We start from the raw sequence: 26,092 nt of genomic DNA, 5'->3' as shown, positions 1-26,092 counted from the left end.
CTCTCCCGATTATTGATACCGGTTACCTAAGGGCCATGACCTGATGCTGTCAAATGGCGCGGACCTGATCCTCGTAAAGCTCCAGCGGCAGTCCGTCTGGGTCGGCGAAGAAGGTGAAGCGCCGGTCGGTATATTCGTCCACCCGCACCGGTTCGCACGCCACGCCATGGCTTTCGAGCCGGGCGACCTCCGCATCCAGGTCGCTGACGGCAAAGGCAAGGTGGCGCAGGCCACAGGCTTCGGGGCGGGAAGGGCGCGACGGGGGATTGGGGAAGGAGAAAAGCTCGATCTGTGCCCCGCCGACCGCCAGATCGCATTTCCAGCTGTCGCGTTCGGCGCGATAGACCTCGTTCAGCACGGGAAAGCCGAGAATGTCGACATAGAAATGGCGGGACTGGGCATAGTCGGACCCGATGATGGCGATATGATGGATGGCGTGCATCGCCCAGCGCTATCGCGGGATGCGCCCGTCGCGCAATGGCTATCCGGCGATCAGTGCCTGAAGGTCGAGCAGCGCCCGGCCGAAGGACAGGCCCTGCGGCCCGGCGACGAAGCGGGGTTCCCATTCCGGCCCGAACTTGTCCTTGTAGGCGCGCAGCCCTTCAAAGCCATAGAGCGCATTGCCATGCTGGTAGAGCAGCGCGCCCAGCTTCGACCAGAGTGGTGCCAGTCGGCGCGCCTCCAGCCCGGAAAGCGGCGCAAGACCCAAGTTGAACCAGCGATAACCCTGTGCCTTGCCCCACAGCATCAGGTGGATGAACAGAAAGTCCATCGTGCCATAGGGCGCGCCGTCATCATGGCGCATCAGGTCGACCGACAGTTCGGACTGGTCGGCCGCGGCCCAGATATTGGCGAAGGCGACGATCCTGCCCTCCTGTCGCACCACGGCACAGTCGAACCGCGCCATATAGGCGCGATCGAAGCGGCCGACGCTGAAGCATTTTTCCTTGTGCCCCTTGGCCTGCAGCCAATGGGCGGAAATCTCGGCCAGCCGGTCCATTTCCTGGTTCAGCAGGGCGGCGGGGATGATCTCGAAACTGGCGCCCTCACGCGCTGCGCGCCGCTCGGCATAGCGCAGCGGCTTGGCATCCGGGCCGTCCAGCGTGAAGCCGGCCAGGTCGACATGCGCTTCCTCGCCATATTTGACGATCTGCAACCCCAGCTCGATCGCCAGCGGCAGCATGTCCTGGCTGATCTGGTAAAGCAGCAGTCGGCCCTGCGTGGCATCAGCCTGTTCGCGCAGCCGCCAGAGCAGGTCCGCCCACTCGCTTCGGGCGCCGATCGGATCGCCCATGACGATCCAGCTATGCCCCCTGATCTGGTACATCAGGCAGCAGGTGCCGCCATCCGACACCAGGAAGCGCTTGTCGCCGATATAGGCAAGATTGGCGTCGGTGCGTTCGGCCAGCGCCAGTGCGGCCTCCGGCGGGACGGCGGAATTGCTGGCCAAGGCGGGAATGGTCGCGGCCGGGCGCAGCAGGCGCCAGAGCGCTATACCGATCAGCAGGACGGCAACGGCCAGGCTAGCGCGCAGGAAGCGCGAGGCATCGGCGCGGGCGGCAAAATGCCACCAGAGGTCGTTCTGATATTCGACATGCTTGTAGGCGAAGAAGCCGATCCAGACGCAGAGGCCCAGAACCACTGCGACCGTCGCCAGCCAGCCAGGGGTGAAGGCGTCGGCAATCAACTGGGTCCGGCGATAGAAGGCGGGGCGCGCCCATTGCAACAGCGCGGCGATCAGCAGCATCGCCGCCGCCTCCTCATAATCCAGCCCCTTGAGCAGCGAGAAGATCGCGCCAGCCAACAGCAGGATGCGGGTCAACCAGAAGGCCCCGTCCAGCCGCCGATAGAGGCCGGCCGACAGGATCAGCAGCGCCGCGCCGACCAGGCTGCCGGCCATGTGGGAGGCTTCGAGGAAGGGCAAGGGCACGACGCTGTTGAGGGTCGCGACCCGGTGCGGGATGGCCGGGAGCGAACCCGATACCAGCAGGATGGCGCCGCCCAGGAAGACGAGCGCTGCCGTCATGATCGGCGCAAGGCCGGTCGTGACGGCCTGCAGCCCGCGCAGGGTCCGGCGCAATGGCTGCCGCCAGCGCCAGCCCTCCTGCGCAACGATGATGCCGACCGCGATCAGCAGCGGCAGGATATAATAGACCAGTCGATAGGCGAGCAGCGCGGCGACCAGTTGCGGCCGGTCGACGCCAGGCAGGGCGGCAAGCATCACCAGTTCGAACACGCCGACGCCGCCGGGCACATGGGTCAGCAGCACGGCGACGATGGCGAGCGCATAGCCCAGGAAGAAGGCAGGCCAAGCGTGCAGGCCGATACCGGGCACCAGGACGAACAACGCCGCGCTGGCGGCAGCGAGATCGATGACGCCGATGCCGATCTGGCAAAATATGCGCGAGGCGGGCGGCAGCGGCAGGGACATGCGGCCAAAATGCAGCATGCGTCCCTGCCGGCCGGCATAGAGGATCAGGCCGATGATGGCCGTGAGGGTCAGGCTTCCGGCTGCACGCAATGCCGGCGCGGACAGGCGGACATCGCCCATCGACAGCGTCTCCGGCCGCCAGACCAGCATAGCCGCCGCCAGCGTCAGAACCCCGCCCCAGAAGGTGGCGCCGGCGATCGCGACCACGCGCGCTACGTCCGCAACGCCCAGCCCCGCCGCGCTGTAGATGCGGTAGCGTGCCGATCCGCCGGTCAGCAGCGACAGGCCCAGATTATGGCTGAGCGTATAGCTGGTGAAGGAAGCGAGCGCCGCCGTGCCATAGGGCAAGGGGCGGCCGATCGAGCGCAGCGCCAGCACGTCGTAGAAGGTGAGCGTGACATAGCTGATTGCGGTCAGCAGCAGGGCGGGGATCAGGGCTGCCGGGCCAAGTGCATGAAAGGCCGCGCGGATGTCGCGCACATGCACATCGTGCAGCAGATGGTAGAGTGCGACGAAGCCGAGCGCGGCGAGCAGCACGACCAGCCCGACCGACAAGGGCGTCTGGTAACGGCGCAAATATGTCATGGCCCCCATCCGCCGCTATCCCGTCTTGACCCGGTGCCAGAGCTGGCTGCGGCAGAACAGCCCGCCCAGGATGCAGCCGGAAATCCTCAACTGATCGGGACCCTGCTGGTCGATGGTGGAATAGAAGGTGCGGCCCATGTCGGGCACATAGACCCGCCCGGCCCAATGGCCCGGTCCCTTGGGGCGATAATCCTGCAACAGGGGGGTGCCGACCAGATGCGGGATGCCGGCATCGCTGGCATCGGCGAGCGCCTCGGCATTGGCGTGGCTGACCCAGCCGCACAATCTGTCCTGACAGGCGCCGGTCGTGACCGTGACGCTGCCGCGCGGATTGATCCAGGAACCCAACACCGGATCGGCCGCCATCGCCGGAACGGCGATGATCAGGCTGATGCCGGCAAGGAACGGGCGCAGGGCGTGAAACATGGGTCAGGTCTTCCGGATCAATCCCTGCCGGGCGAAGGCCGCGTGCAGGACATGGTAGAGCGCATCGACATCATGGTGCAATGGATGACCGCCCGGCAGCGCGACGGTCTGCCCATTGGGCTGGTGCAGCAATGGGCACAGGCTGGCCGTTTCCTCCTGTCCATGGACGCAGAGCAAAGGCGCCCAGTCGAGCTTGCGCGCGGTCGGCAGGGCGTCCGCCTCAGCCATGGCAAAGGTGAATATCTCACCGGGCGAAGCGCGATATTCGACCGTGGCGCCTGGCACGACCAGCGCCACCATGGCGATGGCATGGCGTTGGGCGGGAGGCAGCGCGGCAAGGCCGACATGCGCCATGTCGGCGCCGAAGGACTGGCCTATCAGGATGACCGGCGCGGCGGGATCGATGCTGTGGGCCCGGGCCAGGGCCTGGCTGATCAGCGCGGTGGCCTCTGCCGGGCTGCGGGTCCTGCGAAAATAGGTCAGCGAATTGACGCCGACGGTCGGCAGGCCGTCTTGCGTCAGGCGTGCCATGATCCCCGGCCCCATGCCGACCTTCATGCCCATGTCGCCCGACAGGATGATGGCGATCGGCGTGCCATGGCCCGGCCGATAGCCCTGAGGGCGGGAGAGGGAAAAGGGATCGCCGCCCAGATAGCCGAGCCATTGGAAGGTTGCAGCGAGAAGGGCCAGGATCAGGATGGGCAGGATATACCGGATGCTCTTGCCACCGCGCGCCATCATGCCGTCTCCTCGATCGACCCGAGCGCCCGGCACGTCGGGAGGAGACCGACGTGCCGGGCTGTGGGCGGCCGGAACAAGACCCACGCGTTCCGACCGTTCGGCCAGCTGGTCCAAGCTGGCCTGTTTCGTGCCACCCAAGGGGGAGGGGAGGTGGCACGACCGATATGGTCCATGAAGGCCTGCAGTAGCGTGGCTGGAAGATGAACTTTTGGAGAGGCGGTCGATTAGATGCGACGGGCGACTGCGCCGGCGGCCCAGCCCATGCCGACGGCCAGGGCGATGGCGGTCAGGCCATAGAGGAAAGACCAGCGTTCGGCCGCGACGGCCATGAACTGTTCGAAGCCCGATTTGCGGACATGGATGTCGCGCACGGCCGCTGCCACGACGCGGCCGTCCTGCACCAGGAAGGTTTCGGCGGTATAGTCGCCTACGATCACACGGGCCGAAAGCGGCAGGCGGGCGCGATAGAGCACGCCGTCGCTGATCTCCACCGTGCCGGGGCGTTCGATGAACAGGCCGTTGCGCTGGCGCAGATCGACCAGGCCAGCCTGGAACCGGTCCAGTTCCGCGCTGTCGTTGAGCGAAGAGGGGGACAGTTGCAGCTTGTCGACGCCCAGTTCGTAGATTGCGGCCGTGCGCTCGTCGACGATCTGGGCGATCGGCCGGGAGGAGGCCATGGCATAGAAGCTGGGCGCAGAGCGAAAGCGGGCGCGGTCGGCATTGACCCAGATGCCGGCAACCTTCTGCTTCTCGCGCATGGTGATCGACTGTTCGGGGCCCTTCAGCACGACGACGATGTCCGCCGGCTTGTCCGGACGCCGACCGTCGGGATAGACGATGGCGCCGAACAGCAGCAGGTCCGCGCCGGTGAAGCTGTACTGGATCTCGACCTCGCGCTGCGACACATCGGGCACCAGTTGCGGTTCGTCCGCGGCACTCAGCAGCAGGGCCAGGGCCGGCAGGATAAGGCGGGGTATCCTCATTTCACGTCGATCGTGAAGATTTCGTCGGGCCGCCAGCCGAGCCCCAGCGCCATGCGCGCGGCGACCAGCAGCACGATCGCGGCGAGCAGGATGCGCAGATATTCCGGGCGGATCGTCATCGACAGCCGGGTGCCGACCTGTGCCCCGGTGACGCTGCCGATCAGCAGCAGCATGGCCAGCACCAGATCGACCGCCTTGGTCGTCATCGCATGCATCATCGTCGTCGCCATGGTGACGAACAGGATCTGAAACAGCGATGTCCCGACCACCGACTGGGTGTTCATGCCGAGCAGATAGAGCATCGCCGGCACCAGGATGAAGCCGCCACCCACGCCCAGCAACATGGTCAGGATGCCGGTTGCCATGCCCAGCAGCAGCGGCGCCAGCGGCGAGATATAGAGGCCCGAGCGATAGAAGCGCCAGCGCATCGGCAGTGCGGCGACCAGCGGATGGTGGCGGCGCTTGCGCGCCTGCATGCGCTTGCCTGTCTTGAGCGCGATCAGTGCCTGGATCGACTCCTTCGCCATCAGCGATCCGATGCCGCCCAGCATCAGCACATAGAGAATGCCGATCACCGTATCGATCTGCCCCAGCGACTGGAGCAGGCGGAAAATGAGGACGCCAAGGCCCGCGCCGACCACGCCGCCGGCGATCAGCACGCCGCCCATGCGGAAATCGACGGTGCCGCGCGACATGTGGGTCACGACGCCGGACACGCTGGCGCCGGTCACCTGGCTGGCAGCGGAGGCTGCTGCGACCGTGGGCGGGATGCCATAGAAGATGAGCAGCGGCGTGGTGAGGAAGCCGCCACCCACGCCGAACATGCCCGACAACAGGCCGACGACGCCACCCAGTCCGATGATGACCAGGGCGTTCACCGACAGATTGGCGATGGGCAGGTATAGATCCATGCCCCATCGGGTTAGAGACAAAAGACTCCGAGCGAAAGCCGCGAGATGGCTAGAGGCTTAAAAATCGGCGGCGAGCGTGACCGCCAGGCCGGAAGCCGGTTTGGCTTGACCGGCGACGCGTTCACGCCATTCGATCCCGATGCGTGCGGCGATCGCTGGAAGGGGCAGGCGAAACTGGATTTCGGGGCCGATATCCAGTCGTTCGACATCGGGTTGCGCACCACCAGACAGGCTGAGACCAACGCGCAGAGGGCTGTCCTTGATCGGCGCGAGCAGCGAGAATTTTCCGTCGATGAAAAGATCGCGCTTGTGCAGCCCCACTATGCCAGTCTGCGCATAAAGGCTGGCCTCGATCGCCCCGGCAACGGGTTTGGGGCCGAAACCGCCGACGAGCAACAGCGCGAAGGCGTCGCGCGCCTGGGTATCGAGCGCGATCCGTCGTTCGGCGGCAAGGCTGACGGCAATATGGCGTACTGGCTGATAGGACAGGCCGATCGCAGTTTCGGGCGCTTCGGGCGACTGGAGGGCCGTCGTGGCCCGACCATAAGCTGCAAGGCGCCCCGAGGATCGGGGCATCAGGTCGAAGTCGATCCGTGCGCCGGTCTGCGACCCGCCGAGGCGCCCCACCGTGGCCAGGTCTGCGGATGAACCACCGCCGGAGCGCCAGAGCAGCCAGGCGCTGCCTTGCCAGCGATCATGACCGACGGGCGATATGGTCGATACCGAAATGGCAAGCGGTTCCATGGCTTTGGGCCGGCCTAGGGGAACTCTTTGTCCGGAGGCGCCAGAGGTCAACGACCATGTAGTCGATAGTGGCGCGATGGCATAAGAGATATGGACTGGCTTGAAGGGCGAACTCGCACGGATGGGTTGCCACTTATTGCCAGAATATATTGCTGTCTCTGCTCTGTGGATGATCGGGATCATGCGCTCCTGACGAGTGGGGGAGTCGATCCGACTGCCTTTGGCCGGGGCTGGCACTGTCGCCGGTAGCGGCGCTGTCGAAGCGATCGTGCCGAACAGGCGCATGCCGGTCCAGCCGATGCACAGCATGAAAAAGAAGCGCACCGGCCGTCCATCGGCCGATGATCCGATCATGCCTGCTCCTCCATGTCGGGGAAGCGATGTTGCGTCTTGTCCCACACCAGCGGCTTGCCCAGAAGCGACTGGACATAGAGGATCACGGCGCGCCGGGCAGCCAAGATAGCGATCGCGTTGCCGACGAACATGCGCGGCACGGCCGCCAGTCCATGCCGCCAGCCATAGGCATGACCGGCAAAGGTCGCGCGCATCATGATGCGCCATGCCATGAGCCAGAGATTGAGCGTCAGCAAGCTGTCGATCAGCGGCGTCGACGGGCGCATTTGCGGTGTCAGGAATGGGCGCGCCAGTTCCAACATGCTCCAGAGCAGTAGCGTGGCGTAGGCGGCGACGATGATCAGGGCCGCAAGGGTGGCGCGCCGGTCCCTGATCCGCATCCACCATTCGGCCGGGCCACCCTGCCAGCCCATCCGGTCCCAGCCGGCAAGCGAAATGCCGATGATCCAGCGTGCCTTCTGGCGGATGGCGGCCGGGGCGCTGTCGGGAAAATATTCGCGGGTCGCGACCAGTCGGCCTTGAGCATCACGGATGCGCAGGAAGATGCCCCGGCCGCCCATGTCGGCGATCCGCAACCCTGCCTCATAGTCTTCGGTCAATGATCCCGGATCGAATGGCCCAGCGCCAGCATGCGGGGCGAGAGCGGCCAATATATTTCTTTCAAAGGCGCAGGCGACGCCAGCAGAGGGAATGGATGCACCAAGAAATTCCCTTACTGTCAGGGACTTCCCATGGGCTTCCGCAAACTCATCGCAATAATGATTGGCGATGGCACGGGAAAACCAGGTGCCGCGACCGGGGAGGGGGAGTACCGGCAACTGCACGAGCGCGAACCGGTCGATCATATGATCGAACAGCCGGATTTCATCGGGATGCACGACGTCTTCGGCATCATGCATGACGATGGCCTTGAACCGGATGCCGCTTCGACCTTCCTCCGCCAGCATGCTGCGCCAGTTGATGTTCAGGCAATCGGCCTTGGTGGTCGGACCGGGGCGGTCATTCACGCACAATATGATATGCGGTTGATCGATGGCGGCCGATGCGATCGCGTCGATCGTCGCCGGATCATTGGGATAGGCGCCGACGAATATGCGATAATCGGCATCGCCCCAGCAATGTACGGCATGGCGCAGCATCGCGCCGATGACCTCCGCTTCCTGCCAGGCGGGAATGAAGATGGCGATACGGCCGGGCGTCGATGACGGCGGCAATGTCGCCATCGTCATGCGGAGGCGGCGAGGGTACCGGACCGCCCGCCAGGCTCGGCGGATCAGGAACAGAAGGTCGATCGCCAGATCATCCAGCCCGCCCAATGCAAAGCCGATGACCGCGAACAACAATATCTCATAATGCAGCGCCTGTAGCGCGCCAAAGAGCATGTCCCCCACGATCCCGGATTTCCCCTGTCCCGATCGCCATGCGGCTGGGTGAATTTATGTCATGAGAACAGCGGTCTTCCAAGTATTTTGGAGAAAAGCTGTCAACATTGGCCGGCGGATCTGGGTTGGACCTGAGCGGAAATTTCCCTAAGGGGGAAGAATGGCAATACCGGCAAGCACTTATGGAGAAGAGACGTGACCGAACGGCCCGTGTCCGCCATCAGGAATTTCCTGAAGGGAGAAGCAGGCAGTGGCGTCTTGCTGATGATTTCGGCCGCGATCGCAATGATCATGGCGAATCTTCCGGGTGCTGCCGGCCATGTCTATCATGACATCTTCCATATGGTGACGGGGCCGGTGCTTGCTCCTGCGCTCGGTCCCATGACGATCCATTTGTGGGTCAATGACGGACTGATGGCGATCTTCTTCCTGCTCGTCGGGCTGGAGATCAAACGTGAGTTCGTCGATGGCGGCCTGTCCACCTGGGAGAGGCGGCGCCTGCCTTTCATCGCGGCGGGGGCGGGCATGATCGCGCCGGCGCTGGTCTATCTGGCCGTTACGGCTGGGGAACCGGCCCTGGCGCGCGGCTGGGCGATCCCGGCGGCCACCGATATTGCCTTTGCGATCGGGGTTCTGGCGCTGCTGGGATCGCGGGCGCCCGCATCGATCAAACTGTTCCTGACGGCGGTCGCGATCGTCGACGACATGGGCGCGGTGGCGATCATTGCGCTGGCCTATAGCCAGGGGCTGGATATCATGGCTTTGGCCGGCGCCTTTGTCGTCCTGCTGGTCATGTTCGGGATGAACCGTGTCGGTGTGCGATCCTTGGCACCTTATCTCATCGGCTTCCTGCTGCTCTGGTATCTGATGCTGCTGTCGGGCGTACATGCCACGATCGCGGGCGTGCTCGCCGCCATCACCATCCCGGTCAATCGCACGCCGGGTGCGCCGGATGCGGTGGACAGTCCGCTCCATCGCCTGGAACATCTGATCCATCCCTGGAGCGCCTATCTGATCGTGCCGCTCTTCGGCTTTGCCAATGCCGGCATCACGCTCAATGGCGAAGCGATCGGCGCTCTGCTCAGTCCCTTGCCGATCGGCGTGGCGCTGGGGCTGCTGCTTGGCAAGCAACTGGGCGTGTTCGGTAGCATCTGGCTGGCGCAGAAACTGGGCATCGCGGCGCGGCCTTCGGGGGCGACCTGGGTGCAGATTTACGGCATGGCGCTGTTGTGCGGCATTGGCTTCACCATGAGCCTGTTCATTGGCGCGCTCGCCTTTCCGGGGCAGCCATTGCTGGTCGAGGAGGCCAAGATCGGCATCCTTGGCGGATCCTTGCTGTCCGCGCTGTGCGGTTATGCGGTGCTGCGTTTTGCACCAGCGCCGCGTTCGGTCGAGCGGGGCGCAGGGTGAGGGGAATCGCGTAGCATTAACCTTCATGCTACTATCGCCTTGCCGTTGCCGCGACTCGCTTCGCGTCAGCGCGCCGACCGCACTTTCGAAAAATACGGGAGGAGGGCGAACCGATGGAGACGGACGTCAACTATCTGCTGCATCGCCAGCAGATGTCGCTGATAAACGCGCAGGCAACAACATCGCCCGAGGGGCGCGCTGCCTATGAAGGGCTGGCACGCGGTTATATCGATCAGGTCGAAGCCTATCGCAGGCGCAATGAGCAGCAGGAGAGGCTGATCATTCCGGCACATTGATTCTCCGGCCGTTGCCTCATCGCGCTATCGACGGGAAATCAGGCGATCGATCACTTCCTGATGCGGGCCATCGGCACCGCATTCCCGTTCCAATATCGTCTTGATCTTTTCCAGTTCGGCTTCGGTCAGATGTTCGATGCCGATGAAATCGTTGCGCGCGGTCTCGATCGAACGGATCAGTTCGTCGAGCTTGGCCTGGATCGCGGCGCCGTCGCGGTTCTGGGCATTCTGGATCAGGAAGACCATCAGGAAGGTTACGATGGTCGTGCCGGTATTGATCACCAGTTGCCAAGTGTCGGAATAATGAAAGAGCGGGCCGGTCACGCCCCAGATCAATACCACGCCGACCGCCAGGATGAAGGCGAGCGGCTGGCCAGTCCAACTGGCGATCCGTGCCGACAGGGCGGAAAATATCCGATCCATGCAAACTCCTTTGGCTGTCCTGCGCATTTAGGCTCTGTTCAGCCATCTGCTGTCATGGCCGTGCCCATGGCAACCATATCTTTTCGTGCAACGATCGGCGTGCTCGCCGGCTCCCTTCTGCTGGCCTCCTGCGCCAGCGTTTCCCCCGAATCACGCGTGCGCGCCGGGCTGATCGATGCTGGTCTTTCGCCGCGCATGGCGGGCTGCATGGCCGAACGCATGGTCGATCGGCTCAGCCTGGTGCAGTTGCGGCGGCTCCAGTCGATCGCCTCGCTCCACAAGTCGCACATGGGCAAGATGAGCATGGACGAACTGCTCTATAAGGTCCGTGCGCTGGAGGATCCGGAGATTTTCCTGGTGACCAGCAAGGCCGCCATCCACTGCTCCTTCTGACGCCGATTTCACAATAAAGCAGGGTCGGGCTTCGCAAGGGTTTTGCAATTTTGCAAAGTCGTTTTGCGAAATGGCTCTGGCCCTGCTTCCTCGCCTGTGCTTAACCCGCCTCAACAGTTTTCCTGTGAACAAAGGACGGGCTAGCCCATGAACATTCACGAATATCAGGCGAAGGAACTGCTCGCCAAGTATGGCGCGCCGATCGCCGCCGGTCACGCTGCCTTCACCGTCGAGGAAGCCGTCGAGGCCGCCAAGAAGCTGCCCGGGCCGCTCTATGTCGTGAAGTCGCAGATCCACGCTGGTGGCCGCGGCAAGGGCAAGTTCAAGGAACTGGCCCCCGAAGCCAAGGGCGGCGTCCGCCTCGCCTTCAACCTGGACGAGGTGAAGGCCCACGCCACCGACATGCTCGGCAACACGCTGGTCACCATCCAGACCGGCGAAGCGGGCAAGCAGGTCAATCGTCTGTACATCACCGACGGCGCCGACATTGCCAAGGAATTCTACCTGGCGTTGCTGGTCGATCGCGCCACCAGCCGCATCGCCTTCGTCGTGTCGACCGAAGGCGGCATGGACATTGAAGAGGTCGCCCACTCGACCCCCGAAAAGATCCACAGCTTCTCGGTCGATCCGGCCACCGGCTTCCAGCCGCACCACGGCCGCGCCGTTGCCGCTGCGCTCGGCCTGACCGGCGACCTCGCCAAGCAGGCTTCGAAGGTTGCCGCGTCGCTCTACGCCGCGTTCCTCGACACCGACGCCGAGCAGATCGAAGTCAACCCGCTGGCGCTGACCGAGCAGGGCAACCTCCTCGTCCTCGACGCCAAGGTCGGTTTCGACGGCAACGCCATGTTCCGTCACAAGGACATCGCCGAACTGCGCGACCTGACCGAGGAAGATGCTGCCGAAGTCGAAGCGTCGAAGTACGACCTCGCCTACATCAAGCTGGACGGCAACATCGGCTGCATGGTGAACGGCGCTGGCCTGGCCATGGCGACCATGGACATCATCAAGCTGAACGGCGAATTCCCCGCCAACTTCCTGGACGTGGGTGGCGGCGCCACCACCGAAAAGGTGACCGCAGCGTTCAAGATCATCCTGAAGGACCCGGCCGTTAAGGGCATTCTGGTCAACATCTTCGGCGGCATCATGAAGTGCGACATCATTGCCAATGGTATCGTCGAGGCTGCCAAGGAAGTGAACCTGTCGGTTCCGCTGGTTGTCCGCCTGGAAGGCACCAACGTCCAGCAGGGCAAGGACATTCTGGCCAATTCGGGTCTGCCGATCGTCCCCGCGGATGACCTGGGCGATGCGGCCAAGAAGATCGTGGCAGAAGTGAGGAAGGCGGCCTGAGCCCCCTAATCACCTGAGAAGATACGCCATAGGGCGTGGGTGACCTGGAAACGGGTCGCCCACGTCCGTGTTCGCGTTGGCGGGCGATGGCGTGAAAATGGAGGATGTTGAAATGAAGATCCTTGTTCCCGTGAAGCGGGTTATCGACTACAACGTAAAGCCGCGCGTGAAGGCGGATGGCACGGGCGTGGACCTGGCCAACGTCAAGATGAGCATGAACCCGTTCGACGAAATCGCCGTCGAGGAAGCCATTCGCCTGAAGGAAAAGGGCGCGGCGACCGAGGTCGTGGCGGTATCGATCGGCGTCGCCAAGGCGCAGGAAACGCTGCGCACCGCGCTGGCGATGGGCGCGGACCGCGCCATCCTGATCCAGACCGATGACGAAGTCGAACCGCTGGGCGTGGCCAAGCTGCTCGCCAAGGTGCAGGAAGAGGAAGGTGCTGGCCTGATCATCCTGGGCAAGCAGGCGATCGACGATGACAGCAACCAGACCGGCCAGATGCTCGCCGCGCTGCTGAACCTGCCGCAGGGCACGTTCGCCAGCAAGGTCGAGGTCGAGGGCGACAAGGTCAACGTCACCCGCGAAGTCGATGGCGGCCTGGAGACGGTGAAGCTCAACACCCCGGCGATCATCACCACTGACCTGCGCCTCAATGAGCCGCGCTATGCGTCGCTGCCCAACATCATGAAGGCCAAGTCCAAGCCGCTGGCGAACAAGACCCCGGCTGATTACGGCGTCGACATCGCCGCCCGTCTGGAGACGCTAAAGGTCTCCGAACCGCCCAAGCGCTCGGCCGGCATCAAGGTTGCCGATGTCGATGAACTGGTGGCCAAGCTCAAGGCTCTGGGAGTTGCAGCATGACGAAGACGCTCGTTTGGGTTGAACATGAGGGCGGCGCCGTCAAGGATGCGACCCTTTCCGCCGTGACCGCCGCCGCCAAGCTGGGCGAAGTCCATCTGCTGGTCGCAGGCCAGGGCGTCGACGGCGTGGCCGCCGAAGCCGCCAAGATCGCCGGCGTGGGCAAGGTCCATGTCGCCGACGACGCGGCCTTTGGCCATGCGCTGCCGGAGAATGTCGCGCCGCTGATCGTCGAGCTGATGGGCCATCATGATGCGTTCGTCGCGCCGGCCACCAGCAACGGCAAGAATATCGCGCCGCGCGTCGCCGCGCTGCTCGATGTCATGCAGATCAGCGATATCCTGTCGGTCGAGAGCGAAGATACCTTCACTCGCCCGATCTATGCCGGCAACGCGATCGCGACCGTCAAGTCGAAGGACGCCAAGAAGGTCATCACCGTTCGCGGCACCGCCTTTGAAAAGGCGGCCAAGGACGGCGGCAGCGGCGCGGTGGAAGCCGTGGCCTCGACCGGCGACAAGGGCATTTCCGCCTTCGTCGGCGCCGAGATCGCCAAGCTGGAACGGCCCGAGCTGACCAGCGCCAAGGTGATCGTGTCGGGTGGCCGCGCGCTGAAGGACGGTCCGACCTTCGAGGAATATATCATGCCGCTGGCCGACAAGCTGGGCGCGGCCGTGGGTGCCTCGCGCGCTGCGGTCGATGCGGGCTATGTCCCCAACGACTATCAGGTCGGCCAGACCGGCAAGATCGTCGCGCCGGAAGTCTATATCGCCGTCGGCATTTCTGGTGCGATCCAGCATCTGGCCGGCATGAAGGACAGCAAGACCATCGTCGCCATCAACAAGGATGAGGATGCGCCGATCTTCCAGGTGGCCGACATCGGCCTGGTCGGTGATCTGTTCAAGGTGGTGCCGGAACTGACCGGCAAGCTGTAAGCCGAATTGGCTTGAGTAGGAAAGGGCGTGGGGAGCGATTCCCACGCCCTTTTTCTGTGCGGGCTATTCGCAGTTGATGTCGTTCTTGTCGATGGCCCGGCCGGCAAGGGCGCCGCCGGCGCCGCCCAGGATGGTGCCGAGCGTCTTGGAGCCGCCGGGAGCGATGACATTGCCGAGCACGCCACCGGCGATGGCGCCGACGATGGTGCCGGTGGTGCCGTCATCCCGCTTGCAATAATAGCGGCCGTCGCGGTCGCGGTAGATCTGGTCATTGTCGCCGAGATGGCGGCGCGGCGGGCGGCGATCCCGGTCGCGGTCACGGCCGCCGGGCGGACGGTTGTAGCCGCCGGGGCGGTCATAGCCATAGCCGCCGCCATAATTGTCCGAGGCGCAGGCGCCGAGCGGGAGCATGGCAAGGGCGGCAAGCGCCATTATGGGGGTACGCACGGGATAGTCTCCTCTTCTTTTCCCTGTCGCGAGGAGAACCCGCAAGCGGCGCGAAGGTTGCGCCAAGATACTGATCAGAAACGCGAAACCGCCCGCCACTGCCATCGAGAGGGGAGTGCGGCAGCGAGCGGACGGCATCAACGGCGCGTCGAGGGGACGCGCCGCCGAGGGGATGGGGCTTAATGGGCCAGGGGCGAGGCGCCGCTGGCCGTGGCCGGGGTGACGACCGGGGCCGGGCTGTCCTGGATGCGCTGGTCCTCCAGCTTGGCACGGGCTTCGTTGTAGCGGGCGACGAGGTCGTCCTTGAACTCGGTCAGCTTGCCGTCGTCATAGAGCTTCTTGCCGACATAGCCGGCGATGGCGCCGAAAATCAGGGTGCGGATCATGGGGAACTCCTTGGTTGCCAGTCGGGGAAAAGAACCGGCGTCGGCGACAAGGGTTCCGAGCATGATTGCGTCCGCGACGGGCCTTGCTAGTCTTGCGACGGACGGTGGCGGGGGCCGCCGTGACAAGGGGGTGGCAATGTCGGCATTCGATCTGGTGTTCGCGGTGTTCGGGCTGCTGCTGGGGCTGGCGATCGCCGAGGTGCTGGGCGGCTTTGCCCGTGCGCTGAAGCTCAAGCGGACGGCCAAGCCGGTGCGGATCGGCTGGCTGACGCCGCTGCTGGGGCTGTTCGTGCTGCTGGACCTCACCAGCTTCTGGGGCAGCGCCTATATCATGCGGGACCAGATGGATGCGAGCTATCTGACGCTGGTCGTGGTGCTGGCGATCGTGGGCGTCTATCATCTTGCCGCGTCGCTGATCTTTCCCGACGAGCCGGAACAATGGCCCGATTTCGACGACTGGTATGACCGGCAGAAGCGGATGGTGATCGGCGGGCTGCTGCTGGCCAATGTCGCGGTCACGATCGGCCAGGGCGTGCTGGAAGAGGTAAGGCCGGTCGCCGATGCCCCCGCCGGACCGCTCGCCCCCTATGCCGCGCCGATCCTGCTGGGCGGGCTGGTGGGGTTGCTGACCCTGCTGGTCGCGCTGCTGCGGGTGCGGAGCCGGCGCGCGAACATGGCGATGCTGATCGCGGCGAACCTGATCCTGCTGGGCGCCAGCATCGCCGAGGATTATATCTGACCGGGCCGGATAAATCGGGACCGGGCGCCACGGTGAGGTGGCGCCCGGCTCGATTGGCCGATTATTCGGCGTGGGCGATGTTCACCGCGGCCATCTTGCCGCGCTTGTCCTGCTCCAGGTCATAGGTGACGCGGTCCTTCTCGCGCAGGGTGGCGAGGCCGGCGCGCTCGACCGCGCTGATGTGGACGAACGCGTCCTGGCCGCCGGTGTCGGGCTCGATGAAGCCATAGCCCTTGTCGGCGTTGAAGAACTTCACGGTTCCGGTGATGCTGCTCATGATATTTCCTTCTTTCATGCGGCGGACCCATGGCGGGCACGCCGGGTCGCTAGAGGGGCAGGGAAAGAGGGAGATAGGTGCCGCAAAGCGCCGAAGACCGTCGATTTGCGACTATAGCAGCGCCCTTGTACGGCATTGCGGGCGTCCTGGCAAATCACTGGCCGTTTCGGCGGGGGCTGCCGCCGCGTCCTCCTCTTCCGCCTCGTCTTCCTCATCCTCGTTCAGAAGCTCGTAACCGGCCGCTTCCAGCACGGCGATTTCCTCGTCACTGCCCGGCGCGAAGCCGAAACGGGCGTCGCGGGCGCGGGTTGCGGCTTCCTCATAGGGGCGGGCCTGCGCCTCCAGCTCCGCGGCATAGGCGGCCTCCTCGGCTTGTGTCAGGGCGCGGTCATACTCGTCGATATCGTAATAATCCTCGCTCTGGTCGCCGGTGAAGCCGGGCGGGGCGGGGTAATCGGTGCGCAATTGCTCGCGATCCTCATCCCACCAGACGCCGCGCAAACGGGTCGCGGCCTCCTCGGGCGGCAGGTCGGCGCGGTGGATATGGGGCGGAAGTTCACACCGTTCATTGCGGTCGGAAAAGGGCGAGATTCCGGGCTGGATGGGCGGGCGTTTCGCACCGGGCTGGAGCGCGAGCCGGGCGGCGATGAACAGCGCGACCGAGGCGGCGGGGGCGAGGGCTGTTGCGACCTCGGGTTCGACGGGGTCGGGCGTCTCGGGCTGGTCGCCGTTGAGCAGGCGGGCGTCGGCCATGTCGCGGGCCATGCGCTCCATGCCGGTGCGCGGCAGGCCGATCAGTTCGGACTCCTTGTCGGCATCCTCGGCCGGGCAGATCAGGTCGAGATAGGCGGTGAAATCCTGGGCCACGACGCGGGCGAGCGCGGCATCCGACCCTTCGGGCGGGCTGTCGGCCATGCGATCGAGCCGCGCGAGCATCGACATGGCGAGGCGATTGTCATGGCGGTGGCGGCGGACTTCGTAATTGTCGGGATCCTTGCGGATCGTCTCCTCGCTGCCCATGATCGCGCGCGACAGGAGATCGTCGGCCAGGCGGGCGCGGGCGATCAGGATCGCGGCGTCCCAGCCGAGGCGAAAGGCGGCGCCGTCATGGCGGATGCGCAAGCTATAGGCCGAGCGCGCGGTGATGCGCACCCCTTCGCAGGCGAGCATGATGACGCCGGTGGCGGCGAGTATCTCCAGGAAGCGCCGCTGGCGCGCCGGGCTCCAGCCATCGACCCGCCGCTGCGGATCGGGCGTGGGGATGGTGTCCGGCAGGGGCGGCGTGATCGGCGGAAATGCGCAGGACATGGCAAGGCCCTTTCAGGGAAAGAGGACGCGTTGCCGGAAGGGTAGGCAGAAAGGCGGGTTGTAGGACAGCGGAATAGGAATTGGCCACCAGTACGCCCATAGGGGCCTGCAAAGCGCGCCTTTCTGCGTTCCGGTGCTTACGTACTTGAAGTGCGCTGCGCTCCGTTACTCGAAAAACGCCCTTTTCGGCTCCGTCTGGACGCACTGGAGACCAACTCCTGCGTAGCGGTTGTTCGCGGTATCAAGGATATTGCTGGCGGGTGTGCTTGACGTTCAGGATTTCGATCGCTTCGGCACTGATCCGGTAGACGAGGATATAGTTGGGCGTGACGATTGCTTCGCGCGTGTCGGGAACGCGCCCGCTGCGGTGCATATGGGGATGATAGACCAATTGTTCTGCGACATGGGCGAACAGGTCGGTCAGGCGCAGCGCAGCCGTCGGATTGCGATCAGAAATATAGTCGATGATAGTGCGCACGTCTTCTCGCGCTTTCTCGCGCCAGATGACGTGTGGCATCAGTCCTGCCGGGCCTTCTTGGCGTCGATGATCGCGCGCAATTCGGCCATCACCTGATCGTGCGGCACGCCCGGCCGGGGATCGGCCATGCTGGCCTCAACCTCCGCCTTGAACCAAGCCTCATAGGCGGCGGCTTCCTCGGTCGTCGCAAATTCGGACTCGATGGGGGTGAGCTTGGTCATCGGAGTGAGAGTATCAGCGATGCTGAGGAGAGCCAATCTCTGGGATGGATGATTGATCCATTTCGGATGGCTTCGTTATGAGGTGATAAAGCCATCGCGCGGCAAGCTGATCTCCTGAAAATCTAGGTTAGTCTATTTCCTCTGCGGCCATGCCTTGCTACGCCAAGGTATGGTCAACTGGGTTTCTCCGAAATTTTCTAAGAGCCGGGTCAATCGCGCGGGTAAGGCGATTGGCGAGGGTGCCGCTACAGCAGAAGACATTGAAGTCATGGAAAATTGGCGTGCATCGCACGCTTATGTCCTCAATACCTTCCAAGCTACCCTTAGGAAAAGAACAAAAGATAGTGCGGCAGTCGTAGGGACGCGGCTGAAACGGCGGCCAACGATTGAGAACAAGGTTCGGCGATTTCCCGATATGCAACTTTCGAGAATGCATGATATCGCCGGATGCCGTATAATTTTTGATACTGTTGAAGAGCTATTATTATTCAGAAACAGTCTTCATAATGCAAATTTTAATCATAAGCGCCGTGGTGCCGATAACGAAGAAAAGTGGAATTATCTCGTGAACCCTAAGCCGGATGGATACCGTGGTATTCATGAGGTTTATGAGTATGATGTGCGATCAGAAGGTGGCAAGACATAGAATGGATTGAATGTTGAAATTCAATTCAGAACATTTTCCCAGCATGCTTGGTCTACTGCTGTTGAAGTCGCAGGGCTTCTTACAATGAATAAGCCGAAATTTGGCCAAGGAAGTCAGGAATTAATAGATCAATTTCGGTTTGCTAGCGAATTAATAGCTAGGCATTATGAAGGTAGTACTTCGTGCTTGCCAAATCTGTCCCTCCAAGAAGTTCGGGATGGCTTTAGCGAGTGTGAGCAGAAGACTAGAATTTTGGGACTCTTTCGCAGTGTAAACACAAAAGTTGTGGATATAGATTTCAAGAAAAATAACGTTCTCGTTTTCCCCTATGTTAAGCCGGAAGATGAGAATGCTAGCGAACTGGAAATATACCCTTTTGACAACGTATTTAGGGCGCTCGAAAGATATAACGCTTTAGAAGAGAAATTGTCTGATGAGGCGGATGTTGTTCTGGTTAGGGCTGACTCTTTTGACAATATGCGTGTAACATTCCGAAACTATTTTGCAGACACAACTGAATTTGTTTCGATGATTGAAGATGCTTTGGCGGTATGAAGCGCTTCAATGTTGTTGTCTCTGACTTCGGAAATAGGGGCGGAGTGCGCGATCAGTCTAAGATTCTTCTTTACGGCTTTGCCATTCTAAAGCGGATCGCGTTCGACCGTTCATCCGACGGTTGAACGCGATCTCTGTTATTCTGCAGCCTCGGTCTTCGGTTGGGCCAAAAGCGGCGCGAGATACTGCCCCGTAAAGCTGCGCTTCTCCTTCACCACCTGCTCCGGCGTGCCTTGCGCGACGACTTCGCCGCCTTTCACGCCGCCCTCCGGTCCCATGTCGATAATATAATCCGCCGTCTTGATGACATCGAGATTATGCTCGATCACCACGACGCTGTTGCCCTGTTCGACCAGGGCGTGGAGGACTTCCAGCAGCTTGCGGACATCCTCGAAATGCAGGCCGGTGGTGGGTTCGTCGAGGATATAGAGGGTGTTGCCGGTGGCGCGGCGCGACAATTCCTTGGCGAGCTTGACGCGCTGGGCTTCGCCGCCCGACAGGGTCGTCGCCTGCTGGCCGACCTTGATATAGCCAAGGCCCACTTCGGCCAGCATCGCCATCTTGTCGCGGATCGGCGGCACGGCCTTGAAGAATTCGACCGCATCCTCGACCGTCATGTCGAGGACGTCGGCGATGCTCATCCCCTTGAACTTCACCTCCAGCGTCTCGCGGTTGTAGCGGGCGCCGTGGCAGACGTCGCAGGTGACATAGACGTCGGGGAGGAAGTGCATCTCGATCTTGAGCACGCCGTCGCCCTGACAGGCTTCGCAGCGGCCGCCCTTGACGTTGAAGGAGAAGCGGCCCGGCTTGTAGCCGCGCGCCTGCGCTTCGGGGAGGCCCGCGAACCAGTCGCGGATATTGGTGAAGGCGCCGGTATAGGTGGCCGGGTTGGAGCGCGGGGTGCGGCCGATGGGCGACTGGTCGATGTCGATCACCTTGTCGCAATGTTCCAGGCCCGTGATCTTGTCATGCGGGCCGGCGACGATGCGGGCGCCGTTGAGGGTACGGGCGCTGGCGGCATAGAGGGTGTCGATGGTGAAGCTGGACTTGCCCGATCCCGACACGCCGGTGATGCAGGTGAAGGTGCCGAGCGGGATCGACGCGGTGACGCCGGTGAGGTTGTTGGCGCGGGCATTGTGGACGGTGAGCTTCTTGCCCGAGCCCTTGCGGCGCTTGGCGGGGACTTCGATGCGGCGGGTGCCGTTCAGATAATCCGCGGTCAGGCTGTCCTTGTGCGCCAGCAGTTCGGGCAGGGTGCCCTGGGCGACGATGGTGCCGCCATGGACGCCGGCGCCCGGCCCCATGTCGACAATATAGTCGGCGGCGCGGATCGCATCCTCGTCATGCTCGACGACGATGACGCTGTTGCCGAGGTCTCTGAGACGTTTCAGGGTGACGAGCAGCCGGTCATTGTCGCGCTGGTGCAGGCCGATCGAGGGTTCGTCGAGGACGTAGAGGACGCCCGAGAGGCCCGAGCCGATCTGGCTGGCGAGGCGGATGCGCTGGCTTTCGCCGCCCGACAGGGTGCCTGATGTGCGATCGAGGTTCAGATAGTCGAGGCCGACATTGTTGAGGAAGCCGAGGCGCTCGACAATTTCCTTGAGGATGGCGCGGGCGATCTGGTTCTGCTGCTCATTGAGCGCGTCGGGCATCGCGGTGAAGAAGGCGAGCGCGTCCACCACCGAGCGGCGGGTGGAGACGGAAATGTCCTCGCCGGCGATCTTGACCGCGAGCGCCTCGGGCTTCAAGCGCGCGCCGTGGCAGGTCTCGCAGGGCATGGCGGTCTGATATTTGCTCAGTTCCTCGCGCATCCAGGCGCTTTCGGTCTGGAGCAGGCGGCGGTTGAGATTGCCGATCACGCCCTCGAACGGCTTCTTGACCTCGTAGCTCTTCTTGCCGTCGACGAAGCGCAGGGTGACGGGCTTGCCGCCGGTGCCGTGGAGGATGATGAGCTTCACTTCGCCCGGCAGCTCGGCCCAGGCGGTGTCGAGGGAGAAGCCGAATTCCTTGGCGAGGGAGCCCAAGACCTGCATATAATAGGGGCTGGGCGGGTTGGACTTGGCCCAGGGGACGACGGCGCCCTTCTTGAGCGAAAGGGCTTCGTTGGGGACGACCAGTTCGGGGTCGAACTCCTGCCGCTCGCCCAGGCCGTCGCAGGCCGGGCAGGCGCCCATCGGGGCGTTGAAGGAGAAGAGGCGCGGCTCGATCTCGGGAATGGTGAAGCCGCTGACCGGGCAGGCGAATTTCTCGGAAAAGACGATGCGGTTGGCGGGGATGCCGGCATTCTTCATCTTGCCCGCGGACTGGGCTTCGTCCTCGCGGCCGGGTACGACGCCCTCGGCCAGGTCGACGAAGGCGAGGCCGTCGGCGAGTTTGAGCGCCTGTTCGAAACTGTCGGCGAGGCGGGTGGCCATGTCGGCATTGACCGCCAGGCGATCGACCACGACCTCGATGTCATGCTTGTATTTCTTGTCGAGGGCGGGGGCATCCTCGATCAGGTAAAGCTCGCCGTCGATGCGGACGCGGGTGTAGCCCGCCTTCTGCCATTCGGCCAGTTCCTTGGCGTATGTGCCCTTGCGGCCGCGCACCACGGGGGCGAGCAGGTAGAAACGGGTGCCTTCGGGCAGGAGCATCACCCGGTCGACCATCTGGCTGACGGTCTGGGCGCTGATCGGCTCGCCGGTGGCGGGCGAATAGGGGATGCCGACGCGCGCCCAGAGCAGGCGCATATAGTCGTAAATCTCGGTGACGGTCGCGACCGTGGAGCGCGGGTTGCGGCTGGTGGTCTTCTGCTCGATCGAGATGGCGGGGGAGAGGCCCTCGATATGCTCGACATCGGGCTTCTGCATCATCTCCAGGAACTGGCGCGCATAGGCGGAGAGCGACTCCACATAGCGGCGCTGCCCCTCGGCATAGATGGTGTCGAAGGCGAGGCTGGACTTGCCCGAGCCGGAGAGGCCGGTGATGACGATCAGGCTGTCGCGGGGCAGATCGACGTCCACGCCCTTGAGGTTATGCTCGCGCGCGCCGCGGACGCTGATGTGGGTCAGCATTCGGTAAACCTCTGCTTCGGAATATGGGTCAGACTCATGGGGGCGTTGTTCCAGATTTGTTCCGTGGGGGCAAGGGGGCGTTGCCCGGTCGGGAGGCAAGATAGGAAGGGGGAGCGGCCAGGGGAAGATGGCCGGGCGTGGACGATGGCGCGCTGCGCCGGCCGGAGGGCGTTTCTGGGTCGGCTGCGGGGGCGTCTCGGCCTGTCTCGGGGTTTCTATGGATGGCAGCGGCTATGGGACCGCACGTAGAAAAGCGGCATGACATATTGGCGGCTCCATTGGCATGCGGGCGTCCTGTGCGTGGCGGGAAGCGTCGCGGGCATGACATTGCCGACGACGGGCGTGATGGCCCAGACCGAAACACCGGCAGGACGGATCGTCTTTCTTGGCTGGACCGAGGGCAAGGACCGTTCCGTCTGGCTGTCCGGCGTTGATCCGGGGGAGTTTTTCGTCGTCTTTGCCGAGACCGGTGAGCGGGTGGATAGCTGGACCCAGCCCGATACGGGGTTGCACCTGACAGTTTCTCCCATCGTGCGGGAAAATGGCGGCACCCATAATCTGTTTGCCCATATCCGCTCTGAATATTCGGAATATGATAATTTCGTCGATTCCGCCGATCAGTATCCGGGCGGCATCAATTTCCCCGATCACTGGAACCGGCCCGACCCGGAACTGCCCGATCTGATCACGCCGGAATTGCGGCCGAACCCGGATACGGTGACGCCGGGGCTGCGTCCCCTGCCGGATACGGTAACGCCGGAATTGCGGCCCAATCCGGATCTGATCACACCCGGCCTGCGCCCCTTGCCCGGGACCGTGACGCCGGAGTTGCGGCCGAACCCCGATACGGTGACGCCGGGCTTGCGGCCGAACCCTGATCTAGTGACGCCGGAGTTGCGGCCGAACCCCGATACGGTGACGCCAGGCTTGCGGCCCAATCCGGATACGGTGACGCCGGAGTTGCGGCCGAACCCGGACACGGTGACGCCGGGTCTGCGTCCTGATCCGGACACGGTGACACCGGGGCTACGACCCGATCCGGATACGGTGACGCCGGAATTGCATCCTGATCCCGAAATCGTCACGCCCGAACTGCGGCCGGTGCCCGTTCCCATTACGCCGGAGGTGCGACCAGACCCCGATACGGTGACACCGGAAGTCCGCCCGGACCCTGATACACCGACACCCGAATTGCGACCTGACCCCGATACGGTGACGCCAGGCTTGCGGCCTGATCCGGATACGGTGACGCCGGGACTGCGGCCCGATCCGGATACGATGACGCCGGGTCTGCGTCCTGATCCGGACACGGTGACGCCGGGTCTGCGTCCTGATCCCGATACGGTGACGCCGGGGCTGCGGCCCGATCCGGATACGGTGACGCCGGGTCTGCGGCCTGATCCTGATACGGTGACGCCGGGGCTGCGGCCCGATCCAGATACGGTGACGCCGGGTCTGCGTCCCGATCCGGATACGGTGACGCCGGGTCTGCGTCCCGATCCGGATACGGTGACGCCGGGCTTGCGGCCCGATCCGGATACGGTGACGCCAGGACTGCGGCCCGATCCGGATACGGTGACGCCGGGGCTACGGCCCGATCCGGATACGGTGACGCCGGGCTTGCGGCCCGATCCGGATACGGTGACGCCGGGCTTGCGGCCCGATCCGGATACGGTGACGCCAGGACTGCGGCCCGATCCGGATACGGTGACGCCGGGGCTACGGCCCGATCCGGATACGGTGACGCCGGGCTTGCGGCCCGATCCGGATACGGTGACGCCGGGTCTGCGTCCTGATCCCGATACGGTGACGCCGGGGCTGCGGCCCGATCCGGATACGGTGACGCCGGGACTGCGGCCCAATCCCGATACGGTTACGCCGGGTCTGCGGCCTGATCCCGATACGGTGACGCCGGGCTTGCGGCCCGATCCTGATACGGTGACGCCGGGTCTGCGGCCCAATCCCGATACGGTTACGCCGGGTCTGCGGCCTGATCCCGATACGGTGACGCCGGGCTTGCGGCCCGATCCTGATACGGTGACGCCGGGGCTGCGGCCCGATCCCGATACGGTTACGCCGGGTCTGCGGCCTGATCCGGATACGGTGACGCCGGGACTGCGCCCTGATCCTGATACGGTGACGCCGGGCTTGCGGCCCGATCCGGATACGGTGACGCCGGGGCTACGGCCCGATCCGGATACGGTGACACCGGGACTGCGGCCCAATCCGGACACGGTGACGCCGGGACTGCGGCCCGATCCTGATACGGTGACGCCGGGACTGCGGCCCGATCCTGATACGGTGACGCCGGGACTGCGGCCCGATCCTGATACGGTGACGCCGGGACTGCGGCCCGATCCTGATACGGTGACGCCGGGACTGCGGCCCGATCCTGATACGGTGACGCCGGGGCTACGGCCCGATCCTGATACGGTGACGCCGGGACTGCGGCCCGATCCCGATACGGTGACGCCGGGGCTACGGCCCGATCCGGATACGGTGACGCCGGGCCTGCGTCCTGATCCTGATACGGTGACGCCGGGCTTGCGACCCGATCCGGATACGGTGACGCCGGGACTGCGCCCTGATCCTGATACGGTGACGCCGGGGCTACGGCCCGATCCGGATACGGTGACGCCGGGCTTGCGGCCCGATCCTGATACGGTGACGCCGGGGCTGCGGCCCGATCCCGATACGGTGACGCCGGAATTACGGCCGCGCCCCGAGACGCTGCCGCCGATCGCTCCGCCCGGTGTCGCGCCGGGCCGTGACGAGCGGCGCCCGATGCTGATGACCGCCGATGAGGTCTGCCGGGCCGGACGTGAAGGCCGATTGCGGGGCGATCCGCAGCTTATTGAAAAGGCCTGCAGGATTGCAGCCAATGCCCGTCGGCGCTGGACCGCCTGGGCAGAATGGAACCATTCGACGCTGAAGGACGACCGTTCCGGTGCCCGGACCAGGGGCAGCGCGAACCAGTATAATATTGGCCTGGATCGCTGGATCGACAAGCGCACCGTCGCCGGCCTGGCCATCCAGTTCGGCAATTCGGATTATAAATCCTTCAATGGCGGCATGCGCCAGCAGGCCGATTCCATCACGGTGAAGCCCTATATGGTGCATCGGATGGCAAATTCGGACGTGGTGCTGGATGCCAGCATCGGCTTCAACTTCGGCGAATATGAACAGCATGTGCTGATGCTGTCGGGCAAGCATGACAGCTTCACCCTGTCGGGCACGGTCGGGATCAGCGCGCAGCGTCCGCTCGGCAGCTTCCTGCTGCGGCCCCGCCTGTCGTGGAGCTATGCCAGCATCTGGCACGACGATTATGTCCTGCAGGGCGAGGTGGGCGGTATCGACCTGCGCGTGCTGCAGGGCGATGCGCGCTATGATTATGGCGCGGTGGCGACGTCGCTGGAGATCAGCCGGCCGTTCCGATCGGATGATATGGTCATCACCCCCTATGTCGAGGGCGGCGTCGATTTTGCCTATCTGCGCCCCAATGGCGGCCGTGTCCTGGGGCCTGACCTGCGCCTGATCGCGACCACGCCTGCGGTGGGATCGGTCCGGTTCGGCACGCGCATCCAGTTGCGCGGCAATGTCGCGCTGATCGGATCGGGCGAATATTACGGGATCGGATCGGGCGGCCTGTCGAGCTGGCAATGGCGGGGAAATCTGTCCTTCCGATTCTAGCGCGGCGGATGCGCTGTGCCTGGCATGATTTGTTCGGAAGGGGGGAGCGCACCGCGATCAGCAGACGATAAATAT

General features: G+C 63.9%; 26 protein-coding genes. 10 read left to right on the top strand and 16 right to left on the bottom strand.

The features are described 5' to 3' along the window. Positions 1 to 49: 49 nt before the first annotated feature. The 8 genes from U0025_RS12630 to U0025_RS12595 form a co-directional block, all read right to left on the bottom strand. Entirely contained in the window at positions 50 to 442 is a 393-nt protein-coding gene (locus U0025_RS12630) for a VOC family protein (protein WP_004207745.1), read from the bottom strand. Positions 443 to 481: 39 nt separating this feature from the next. Then, a complete protein-coding gene (gene mprF / locus U0025_RS12625; RefSeq protein ID WP_004207744.1) occupies positions 482 to 3,025 on the bottom strand; it encodes a bifunctional lysylphosphatidylglycerol flippase/synthetase MprF in 2,544 nt (847 codons plus the stop codon). A gap of 6 nt (positions 3,026 to 3,031) precedes the next feature. Next, the gene (locus U0025_RS12620; protein ID WP_004207743.1) at positions 3,032 to 3,442 is read right to left on the bottom strand and encodes a DUF2147 domain-containing protein; all 411 of its coding nucleotides are present in this window, start codon (positions 3,440 to 3,442) and stop codon (positions 3,032 to 3,034) included. A 3-nt stretch (positions 3,443 to 3,445) separates the two neighbouring features. After that, the gene (locus U0025_RS12615) at positions 3,446 to 4,183 is read right to left on the bottom strand and encodes an AcvB/VirJ family lysyl-phosphatidylglycerol hydrolase (RefSeq protein ID WP_037490293.1); all 738 of its coding nucleotides are present in this window, start codon (positions 4,181 to 4,183) and stop codon (positions 3,446 to 3,448) included. A 224-nt stretch (positions 4,184 to 4,407) separates the two neighbouring features. Then, positions 4,408 to 5,166 (bottom strand): TIGR02186 family protein, encoded by a 759-nt coding sequence (locus tag U0025_RS12610; RefSeq protein ID WP_004207741.1) that lies wholly within the window; start codon positions 5,164 to 5,166, stop codon positions 4,408 to 4,410. Further along, entirely contained in the window at positions 5,163 to 6,077 is a 915-nt protein-coding gene (locus U0025_RS12605; RefSeq protein WP_004207740.1) for a sulfite exporter TauE/SafE family protein, read from the bottom strand. The genes U0025_RS12610 and U0025_RS12605 overlap by 4 nt, the downstream gene beginning before the upstream one ends. Before the next feature lie 57 nt (positions 6,078 to 6,134). Beyond that, on the bottom strand, positions 6,135 to 7,004 hold the full coding sequence (locus U0025_RS12600; RefSeq protein ID WP_257010912.1) for a hypothetical protein: 870 nt from the start codon (positions 7,002 to 7,004) through the stop codon (positions 6,135 to 6,137). Between the two features lie 167 nt (positions 7,005 to 7,171). Then, complete coding sequence (locus U0025_RS12595) at positions 7,172 to 8,557, bottom strand: glycosyl transferase family protein (RefSeq protein ID WP_004207738.1); 1,386 nt, start codon at positions 8,555 to 8,557, stop codon at positions 7,172 to 7,174. Positions 8,558 to 8,752: 195 nt separating this feature from the next. Between U0025_RS12595 and nhaA the strand changes: the two genes are divergently transcribed. Beyond that, complete coding sequence (gene nhaA / locus U0025_RS12590) at positions 8,753 to 9,967, top strand: Na+/H+ antiporter NhaA (RefSeq protein WP_004207736.1); 1,215 nt, start codon at positions 8,753 to 8,755, stop codon at positions 9,965 to 9,967. Positions 9,968 to 10,080: 113 nt separating this feature from the next. After that, on the top strand, positions 10,081 to 10,263 hold the full coding sequence (locus tag U0025_RS12585; RefSeq protein ID WP_004207735.1) for a hypothetical protein: 183 nt from the start codon (positions 10,081 to 10,083) through the stop codon (positions 10,261 to 10,263). 24 nt (positions 10,264 to 10,287) lie between these two features. Here U0025_RS12585 and U0025_RS12580 read toward each other — a convergent pair whose 3' ends face one another. After that, positions 10,288 to 10,686, bottom strand: a complete 399-nt coding sequence (locus U0025_RS12580; RefSeq protein ID WP_004207734.1) for a low affinity iron permease family protein — start codon at positions 10,684 to 10,686, stop codon at positions 10,288 to 10,290. 66 nt (positions 10,687 to 10,752) lie between these two features. On the opposite strand from U0025_RS12580, the gene U0025_RS12575 reads away from it, so the two are divergent. From U0025_RS12575 to U0025_RS12560, 4 genes are all read left to right on the top strand, one after another. Beyond that, a complete protein-coding gene (locus U0025_RS12575; RefSeq protein WP_037491663.1) occupies positions 10,753 to 11,079 on the top strand; it encodes a hypothetical protein in 327 nt (108 codons plus the stop codon). Positions 11,080 to 11,226: 147 nt separating this feature from the next. After that, positions 11,227 to 12,426, top strand: coding sequence for an ADP-forming succinate--CoA ligase subunit beta (gene sucC, locus U0025_RS12570; RefSeq protein ID WP_004207732.1), 1,200 nt, complete (start codon positions 11,227 to 11,229; stop codon positions 12,424 to 12,426). Positions 12,427 to 12,538: 112 nt separating this feature from the next. Beyond that, on the top strand, positions 12,539 to 13,288 hold the full coding sequence (locus tag U0025_RS12565; protein WP_004207731.1) for an electron transfer flavoprotein subunit beta/FixA family protein: 750 nt from the start codon (positions 12,539 to 12,541) through the stop codon (positions 13,286 to 13,288). Beyond that, the gene (locus U0025_RS12560; protein ID WP_004207730.1) at positions 13,285 to 14,217 is read left to right on the top strand and encodes an electron transfer flavoprotein subunit alpha/FixB family protein; all 933 of its coding nucleotides are present in this window, start codon (positions 13,285 to 13,287) and stop codon (positions 14,215 to 14,217) included. The genes U0025_RS12565 and U0025_RS12560 overlap by 4 nt, the downstream gene beginning before the upstream one ends. Positions 14,218 to 14,280: 63 nt before the next feature. Here U0025_RS12560 and U0025_RS12555 read toward each other — a convergent pair whose 3' ends face one another. Further along, positions 14,281 to 14,664, bottom strand: a complete 384-nt coding sequence (locus U0025_RS12555; RefSeq protein WP_004207729.1) for a glycine zipper 2TM domain-containing protein — start codon at positions 14,662 to 14,664, stop codon at positions 14,281 to 14,283. Positions 14,665 to 14,843: 179 nt separating this feature from the next. Further along, positions 14,844 to 15,050 (bottom strand): hypothetical protein, encoded by a 207-nt coding sequence (locus U0025_RS12550; RefSeq protein WP_004207728.1) that lies wholly within the window; start codon positions 15,048 to 15,050, stop codon positions 14,844 to 14,846. Positions 15,051 to 15,186: 136 nt separating this feature from the next. On the opposite strand from U0025_RS12550, the gene U0025_RS12545 reads away from it, so the two are divergent. Beyond that, positions 15,187 to 15,789 carry a hypothetical protein gene (locus U0025_RS12545; protein WP_037491660.1) on the top strand — a complete coding sequence of 201 codons (603 nt, stop codon included), beginning with the start codon at positions 15,187 to 15,189 and terminating at the stop codon, positions 15,787 to 15,789. A gap of 61 nt (positions 15,790 to 15,850) precedes the next feature. Here U0025_RS12545 and U0025_RS12540 read toward each other — a convergent pair whose 3' ends face one another. The 4 genes from U0025_RS12540 to relB form a co-directional block, all read right to left on the bottom strand. After that, on the bottom strand, positions 15,851 to 16,066 hold the full coding sequence (locus U0025_RS12540) for a cold-shock protein (RefSeq protein WP_004207726.1): 216 nt from the start codon (positions 16,064 to 16,066) through the stop codon (positions 15,851 to 15,853). 111 nt (positions 16,067 to 16,177) lie between these two features. After that, complete coding sequence (locus U0025_RS12535; protein ID WP_004207725.1) at positions 16,178 to 17,374, bottom strand: hypothetical protein; 1,197 nt, start codon at positions 17,372 to 17,374, stop codon at positions 16,178 to 16,180. A 241-nt stretch (positions 17,375 to 17,615) separates the two neighbouring features. Continuing rightward, a complete protein-coding gene (locus U0025_RS12530; protein ID WP_004207724.1) occupies positions 17,616 to 17,891 on the bottom strand; it encodes a type II toxin-antitoxin system RelE/ParE family toxin in 276 nt (91 codons plus the stop codon). Continuing rightward, a complete protein-coding gene (gene relB, locus U0025_RS12525) occupies positions 17,891 to 18,073 on the bottom strand; it encodes a type II toxin-antitoxin system RelB family antitoxin (RefSeq protein WP_004207723.1) in 183 nt (60 codons plus the stop codon). Before relB ends, U0025_RS12530 begins: the two co-directional genes overlap by 1 nt. A gap of 169 nt (positions 18,074 to 18,242) precedes the next feature. Between relB and U0025_RS12520 the strand changes: the two genes are divergently transcribed. Both U0025_RS12520 and U0025_RS12515 read left to right on the top strand, forming a co-directional pair. After that, entirely contained in the window at positions 18,243 to 18,719 is a 477-nt protein-coding gene (locus U0025_RS12520) for a RelA/SpoT domain-containing protein (RefSeq protein WP_072893623.1), read from the top strand. A 6-nt stretch (positions 18,720 to 18,725) separates the two neighbouring features. Then, positions 18,726 to 19,274 carry a hypothetical protein gene (locus U0025_RS12515; protein WP_157225185.1) on the top strand — a complete coding sequence of 183 codons (549 nt, stop codon included), beginning with the start codon at positions 18,726 to 18,728 and terminating at the stop codon, positions 19,272 to 19,274. A gap of 137 nt (positions 19,275 to 19,411) precedes the next feature. Here the strand turns inward: U0025_RS12515 and uvrA are convergent, their stop codons facing one another. Further along, positions 19,412 to 22,327: an excinuclease ABC subunit UvrA gene (gene uvrA, locus U0025_RS12510; RefSeq protein ID WP_004207722.1), complete on the bottom strand. Its 2,916-nt coding sequence runs from the start codon at positions 22,325 to 22,327 to the stop codon at positions 19,412 to 19,414. Between the two features lie 258 nt (positions 22,328 to 22,585). On the opposite strand from uvrA, the gene U0025_RS12505 reads away from it, so the two are divergent. Beyond that, positions 22,586 to 26,017 (top strand): autotransporter domain-containing protein, encoded by a 3,432-nt coding sequence (locus U0025_RS12505; RefSeq protein ID WP_323156733.1) that lies wholly within the window; start codon positions 22,586 to 22,588, stop codon positions 26,015 to 26,017. The last annotated feature ends 75 nt before the right edge of the window (positions 26,018 to 26,092 follow it).

Source organism: Sphingobium yanoikuyae (genome assembly GCF_034424525.1).
GTDB lineage: Bacteria > Pseudomonadota > Alphaproteobacteria > Sphingomonadales > Sphingomonadaceae > Sphingobium > Sphingobium yanoikuyae.
Note: the sequence above shows the minus strand (reverse complement) of the source record. Positions and strands in the feature narration are given on the sequence as shown.